The following is a 6,669-nucleotide window of genomic DNA, read 5'->3' on the forward strand; positions in this document are numbered from 1 at the left end:
TTTGTCATCATGTGACGACTTCTACTATAATACTAGGTTTTTCTTGTTTTGTCAACTACTTCTTTATAAGAAATTTAAATTAAAATCTAATAAATTGTAATTAACAATTTGTTTAGCTCGCCACTTCTATGTGACGACAAGGAGTATTCTATCATATATATAACAAGTGACTTTTATCATAAATGGATTCTAATAGAATTAACTCTATATTTCTACATGTACGTCTAAATACTTCAACATTCCTCATTCGGATACACATGGTAAAATGATTTAAATATTCACAATATTATTAACATTAAATCAATAATAATCTTTTATTATTCTACAATAGATATCTTATAACTATATTTAAACTCTTTTCCACTAGTTAATAAAATTGACCCCTCTTTCTCTTTAAATTCACCAGTAAAATCTTCATAATCTGCATGTCCAAACCAAGGTTCTATACATAAAAATGGTGCTCCTCCTTTGGGTGCCCATATTCCTATATACGGGAATCCTTTAAATTCAACAGATACAGACTTCTTATGATTTTTTGATTTTATGGTTATTTTATCGGATTTTAAATTATCAAATACTAAAGCATCTTCTTTAAATAGATCTTTTGATAAAATCATGATATCACTATCCACTAAACCTTCTTTTCTATTATGTGAAAAATAGCCATCTTTAGTTATTTCCATTCTATCACTTGTTTCTTCCTTATTAAATTTAAGGTAATAGTCTTCTAATTTTTCGTTTTTTTCAATTGGACACATAAACGCAGGATGTGCACCTATTGAAAATGTTATATCCTTATCATCTAAATTTATAACATTATAATTTACTTTAACAATATTCTCTTCAATTGTATAATTAATATGTAAAGAAAATTTATATGGGTATCTTTTCATAGTTTCTTCAGAATACTCTAGTTCAAAAGTAATTGAATTATCAGTTTGTTCTACAAATTTAAAATCTGATATCCTACCGAATCCATGAGATGGTAATTCGTATTCTTTTTCATCAATCCTATATTTTGAACCTACTAAATTTCCTATAATTGGAAACAAAATTGGAGAATGATATTTCCAATATTCAGGGTCTCCATTCCAAAGATACTGCGTTCCTTCCTTTTTCCCAGTTATAGAATGTAGTTCTGCTCCACGAGTACTAGCTGTTATTTTAATTTTTGTATTCTCTAAAGAATAAATCATCAAATACTTCCTTCCTATATACTTTTATTTACTATGTGTCATTCTGCAATATTTATATCCCATTAATATGCATGTTGCTAATATTGTAAATTAATTAGTATTAAACAATAAAAAATATTAAAATATACTAACATAAAGTTAGTATATTAGTATTACACTTTCAAACGATTTTTACTGAGGTTCCAACTGGTACTAAATTATAAAGTTCAATTATATTGTTGTTGAAAGTTCTGATACATCCATTAGAAACCGACTTACCAATAGAACTTGGATTATTAGTGCCGTGAATTCCATAGTCTCCACCAGGAATATTTAACCCAAGCCATCTTACACCAAATGGTCCACCGGGGTTGAAAGCCTTATTTATAATTTTAAAAGTCCCCTTGGGTGTAGGTGTAGTAGTTTTACCTGTTGCTATAGAATATGTTTTAAATACCTTTCCATCCTTAAATAAAGTTAATTTTTTAGCATCAATATTAACTATAATATTGTATCTAATTACACGATATAAACTTTCTTCATCATAATTGTAATAACGTATAAACATATTTCCTCCAAATATAGAGTAATCTAATTTATACTATTACAAATAGTATAAATTGTCCCAAAACAACGTTTCAGAAATGCTTATAAATCCTTTTTACCATTTTCATCAATAGATTCATTTATAAACTTTATATTCTTTCCAAATCTCCTCTAAAGTAGAAAATGTACTTGAAATTTTTTCTTTTTCTCTTAATCCCACTGCAATGATTAATGCATTTATTACACTAAGTGGTGCTACTAAGGAATCAACGAATGAAGTCATATTACTTTGTGCTATTAACGTATGATCCGCCTTCTCCGCTAATGGAGATAATAAACTATCTGTAATTACGACAATATTAGCATTTTTACTTTTAGCAAAATCTAAAGCTTCAATTGTTCTCATAGTATACCTAGGAAAACCTATACCAATGACTATGTCATGTTCATTAACATTAAGCATCTGCTCGAATATATCACTAACTCCATAGGCGACTACCTTAACATTATCTAAAATAAGATTTAAATAAAAGCCTAAAAATTCAGCTAATGAAGATGAGTCACGAAGTCCAATTATATATATTTTTTTGGCTTTAAATAAAGAATTTACTATATCATCAAAAGTTTCATAATTTATATTTTCCAAAGTAGTTTTAATATTTTCCATATCAGCTTTTAATACATTCTTGAGTGCATTTTCTTGAGTTATGTATTCATTAGATAATTCAATTCTTTGCACAGTTGTTAATTTATTTCTAATTAATTGTTGAAGAGATTTTTGTAATTTAGGATACCCACTAAATCCCAATTCTGTTGCAAATCTCACAACAGTTGATTCACTTACTCCTATGCTATCCCCCAACTTATCAGCTGTCATAAACGCTGCTTTATCATAGTGATTTAGAATATATTCGGCTATAAGTTTTTGACCTTTACTTAAACGTGGAAATTTAATTTGAATAGTTCTCATCAAATCTTGTCTGTTATTTTCCATAATTAGCCCAACCCTTTCTATATTAATTCCAACTAGCTAAAATTAAAATATTAAATATATAATAGTATGTAATTTTTATTTCATTTTATCATCTATTGAACTCGGTTTCAATGAATTATTCAATTTGTGTAATCTTTATCTTATTTTAGGACATAAATAGCTAAAATTATTAAGGCTATTTGTACATAGTCCTATAATGTTGTTAAAATAATTATACTATGCTAAAATTAAATTGGCTATAATGTACTAAAAAGAAGAGGTGAATTATATATGATATACTCAACTGGTGATAAACCTGGGAATGGAAAATATGTTTGTAAAATTTGCGGTCAAAAGGTAGTTTTAGATGATACTACTGATACTTTACCTCCTTGTCCTAAATGTAAAAAGACAAAGTATAGAAAATTTTAATATAAATAATTTATCTTACATATATAGCACCCTAAATATCAGAAAATAACAACCATTAATTGTTAAACTGGCGGTATCTCAAAATGATAAAAATCATTTCAAGAGGTGCCTCCTTTTATTTTGTATTTTATGGTAAATAAATTTGCTAACAAATAAAATCTGTGACCGAGGTGACTAAAGTGTTTGTTACTAAGCATAAGTTAATAACTTAGTGGGTAACTTATGTTTAGTATCAGTAAATCAAATAAGTACATATTTTAATATGATTAATTCTACATAAATCTATATTTTGAAAAGGAGTCGGAAATGGATAATACTAAGTTTAGAGCAATGTTAGTATCAGAAACAGAAAAAAATGAATTTGTAAGACAAATTGTAAATAGACAAATTGATGATTTACCTGAAGGTGATGTACTAATAAGTGTAAAATATTCTTCACTTAACTATAAGGACGCTCTTTCTGCCACTGGCAATAAAGGAGTAACTAGAGTTTATCCACACACTCCAGGAATAGATGCTGCAGGCATTGTAGTTGAAAGCTATAATAGCAATTTTAAAGTTAACGATAAGGTGCTTGTAACAGGATATGATTTAGGTATGGGTACATTCGGAGGTTATGCGGAATATATTAGAGTTCCTGATAAATGGGTTGTAAATCTTCCAGATCACCTTACACTAAGAGAGAGTATGATATTTGGCACTGCTGGATTCACTGCTGCACTATCCATTTATAAACTAATTAACTCAGGTGTTAAACCTAGTGACGGTGATATATTAGTAACAGGATCTACGGGTGGTGTCGGTAGCACCGCAATTTCAATATTAACTAAGATCGGTTACAATGTCACAGCTGCCACAGGAAAATCTTCTGAAAAAGAAATGCTACTTGGAATTGGTGCTAAACATATAGTCGATAGGAATGACTTAGATGACAATTCTGGAAGAGCACTTTTAAAGAGTAGATGGGCTGGAGTAATAGATACTGTAGGTGGCAATATGTTATCTACAGCAATTAAATCTACTAATTATGGAGGTAGCGTTACCTGCTGTGGAAATATTGCTTCCGATCAATTTTCAAGTTCAGTCTATCCTTTTATCTTAAAAGGGATTTCATTGCTAGGAATTGATTCTGTTAACTGTCCTATGGATATTAGGCTTAAAATTTGGGATAAACTATCCTCAGATTGGAAACCTGATAATTTAGATGCTAATGTTGATGAAGTATCACTTAATGAATTAAGTGAAAAAATAGATATGATATTAAGTGGTAACCATAAAGGTAGAACTATAGTTAATCTTGATTTATAAATTAAACAATCGGCTAAAAACAAACTGAAGGTAATTTTATTAAATCTATAATGTAAAAATTTCTAATATGGAATATGAATTATAATATTCATATTTCATATTCATAACTTACACTACATACAATGTGACTTATTAACGATTTGCCAATTTATAAATTTGATAAGTATCTTCTCTATCAAGTTTTTTAAAGCTTCCAACCCTACGCTTGCCGTAGAATACACAGCGATCAGCCAGTTCAGCAAGTATTTCTTCATTTTGCACTCCTATACCTAATTCTGTAAAGCATGTAGGCATACCCAGTGAGGTAAAGAACTCAACCGTTGCATCCATTCCTGCATGCCCTGTTTCTTCATAACTCCCCTTTTCAATTCCCCATACTTGTTTTGCAAAGCGTGTGAAACGTTCTGGTTTAGCCTTATAACAATACTTAGCCCAAGAACCCCAAATTGCACAAAGGCTAGCACCATGAGCTACGTCAAACTTACCACTTAGCTCGTGGCCAATTTGATGTGGAGCAAAATCCGTTGCCGCACCAAGACCTGTAAGTCCGTTGTGTGATAAACTTCCACACCACATTTTAGCTATTTATATATTATCATTTACAGCTAAAGATGTTTTTAATGCTACATTTCTATTCTTCTGCGTTTACGATTTAAAAGTTACAGCTACTCTGGCTGCCAATTTGCTTTCACTTAGTATTGTTGGTATACCTGTAACTATCCTTGCAGGATTTTTGATGATTAAAGTAGGCCCATCTAATTTATTTAAGATAGCTTATTCTACAATGATTGTATGTTTACTAGGGTATTATGGTGTATATTTACTCAATCCAGGATCTAAGATTGTTATTTTATTTATAATTTCCATTGTGTATCAAATCGGTGTATGTATATTAATATTCACTCCATGGAATGTATTCCCTTTCATTCCAGATGTAGATGAAATAGCTTTTAGAAAAAGACGAGAAGGACTGTTCGCAGCAGTTATGACTTTCACTAGAAAGAGTAGTGTAGCACTTGCTACACTTATGGTTGGACTTATATTGCAGTATGGAGGTTTTGTTAAGGGTAAGACGACACAAACACCTCAAGTCATGCACGTAATTGCATACACTATGGTTATTGGATCTATTGTATTACTTGTGATGGCTTTACTGATAACCTTTACTTTTAAATTAAATAAACAAACACATATCATATTAACAAAAGAAATTGAACGATTAAAAAACAATGGTTCAAAACTTGATGTTGATCAGAAAACAAAAGAAGTTGTTGAAGACCTTACTGGATATAAATATAAAGATGTTTGGCAAGAAGTTAGTATTGATAAATAGGTAATAAATAATATAAATTTGTAAATAGACGCACATCCGATAATTTTTCCGGGTGTGCTTTTCTTTCTTATCAATTACAAATTAATTTATACCACTAGTCTCAAACTTTTTAAGGTAAAAATTATAATTGTTAATGTAAATGCCGATAGCAACGTAGTTACTACAATAATACTAGAAGTCAGAGTATCATCGTTATTCATATTTTTAGCCATTATATAACAACTTACTGTAGTTGGAGACCGTAGCATAATTACCAAAGCAATAAGCTTTTGATCACGGAATCCTAGAACCACTGCTAGTGGCAGAAATATTGCTGCTTGAAGTACTAATTTAATAAAAGTAGCTACCAATGTTGGTTTTATTTTCGCCAATGCTTTTTTCCCTCAAATCCAGCGCCAATTGTAATTAACGCTAAAGGTGTAGCCATAACCGCTAATTTCTGTAATGTTTTATCTATTATAATAGGAAAACTAATATTTAATAAAGATGATAACATTCCAAGTAATTTTCTCGTTAAAATAATCCATAATATAAAAAAGCCATACCGAAGTACAACTTTGCTTATTTTTACTATTAAATTATTTCTATAGGTTTACCAAGCTCAACATTTTTAACTATACTTGCAAATAGTCTACATTAAGTAGGTAGTTTTATGGTAAACCTCATCAGTTTGATGTTTTTGCTTTCTATTGTAACTTCTTCTTCCTTTTTTAGCAGGTTTAATTCCTATTCCCCGTCCTATTTCTGAAGTTATAAATTTTCTACAATTTAATTGTAAAACATTCATATCTATTGTCATTGATTTACTTTTTTTAATTTTCATGTTTTTTACCTCCAATGATTTGTTGGTAGTGTAAATTTTTTCACACTACTTGTTTGGTTTTTTCTTTATATATCAACGG

At 29.6% G+C, this 6,669-nt stretch carries 10 protein-coding genes; 3 read left to right on the plus strand and 7 right to left on the minus strand.

The features are described from left to right. Positions 1-317: 317 nt before the first annotated feature. The 3 genes from Q0649_RS17630 to Q0649_RS17640 all read right to left on the minus strand — a co-directional run bounded on the left by Q0649_RS17630 (position 318) and on the right by Q0649_RS17640 (position 2,715). Complete coding sequence (locus tag Q0649_RS17630) at positions 318-1,196, minus strand: aldose 1-epimerase family protein (RefSeq protein ID WP_298845082.1); 879 nt, start codon at positions 1,194-1,196, stop codon at positions 318-320. A 160-nt stretch (positions 1,197-1,356) separates the two neighbouring features. Beyond that, complete coding sequence (locus Q0649_RS17635) at positions 1,357-1,743, minus strand: L,D-transpeptidase (RefSeq protein WP_298845085.1); 387 nt, start codon at positions 1,741-1,743, stop codon at positions 1,357-1,359. A 114-nt stretch (positions 1,744-1,857) separates the two neighbouring features. Then, positions 1,858-2,715, minus strand: coding sequence for a MurR/RpiR family transcriptional regulator (locus tag Q0649_RS17640; RefSeq protein ID WP_298845087.1), 858 nt, complete (start codon positions 2,713-2,715; stop codon positions 1,858-1,860). Positions 2,716-2,946: 231 nt separating this feature from the next. Here Q0649_RS17640 and Q0649_RS17645 point away from each other — a divergent pair, with 231 nt between their 5' ends. Together Q0649_RS17645 and Q0649_RS17650 are read left to right on the plus strand one after the other, a co-directional pair. Beyond that, complete coding sequence (locus tag Q0649_RS17645; RefSeq protein WP_298845106.1) at positions 2,947-3,126, plus strand: hypothetical protein; 180 nt, start codon at positions 2,947-2,949, stop codon at positions 3,124-3,126. 306 nt (positions 3,127-3,432) lie between these two features. Continuing rightward, positions 3,433-4,434: a YhdH/YhfP family quinone oxidoreductase gene (locus Q0649_RS17650; RefSeq protein ID WP_298845090.1), complete on the plus strand. Its 1,002-nt coding sequence runs from the start codon at positions 3,433-3,435 to the stop codon at positions 4,432-4,434. Positions 4,435-4,566: 132 nt separating this feature from the next. On the opposite strand, the gene Q0649_RS17655 is transcribed toward Q0649_RS17650, so the two are convergent. Then, a complete protein-coding gene (locus tag Q0649_RS17655; RefSeq protein ID WP_298845092.1) occupies positions 4,567-5,010 on the minus strand; it encodes an iron-containing alcohol dehydrogenase in 444 nt (147 codons plus the stop codon). On the opposite strand from Q0649_RS17655, the gene Q0649_RS17660 reads away from it, so the two are divergent. Then, positions 4,985-5,767: an MFS transporter gene (locus Q0649_RS17660; protein ID WP_298845095.1), complete on the plus strand. Its 783-nt coding sequence runs from the start codon at positions 4,985-4,987 to the stop codon at positions 5,765-5,767. The genes Q0649_RS17655 and Q0649_RS17660 overlap by 26 nt on opposite strands. An 86-nt stretch (positions 5,768-5,853) precedes the next feature. On the opposite strand, the gene Q0649_RS17665 is transcribed toward Q0649_RS17660, so the two are convergent. From Q0649_RS17665 to Q0649_RS17675, 3 genes are all read right to left on the minus strand, one after another. Continuing rightward, complete coding sequence (locus tag Q0649_RS17665; protein WP_298845098.1) at positions 5,854-6,138, minus strand: AEC family transporter; 285 nt, start codon at positions 6,136-6,138, stop codon at positions 5,854-5,856. Next, a complete protein-coding gene (locus Q0649_RS17670) occupies positions 6,126-6,263 on the minus strand; it encodes a hypothetical protein (RefSeq protein WP_298845100.1) in 138 nt (45 codons plus the stop codon). The genes Q0649_RS17665 and Q0649_RS17670 overlap by 13 nt, the downstream gene beginning before the upstream one ends. Positions 6,264-6,398: 135 nt before the next feature. Beyond that, positions 6,399-6,590, minus strand: coding sequence for a hypothetical protein (locus Q0649_RS17675; RefSeq protein WP_298845103.1), 192 nt, complete (start codon positions 6,588-6,590; stop codon positions 6,399-6,401). Positions 6,591-6,669: the final 79 nt, after the last annotated feature.

Source organism: uncultured Clostridium sp., from assembly GCF_937920395.1.
Classification (GTDB): domain Bacteria; phylum Bacillota; class Clostridia; order Clostridiales; family Clostridiaceae; genus Clostridium_AD.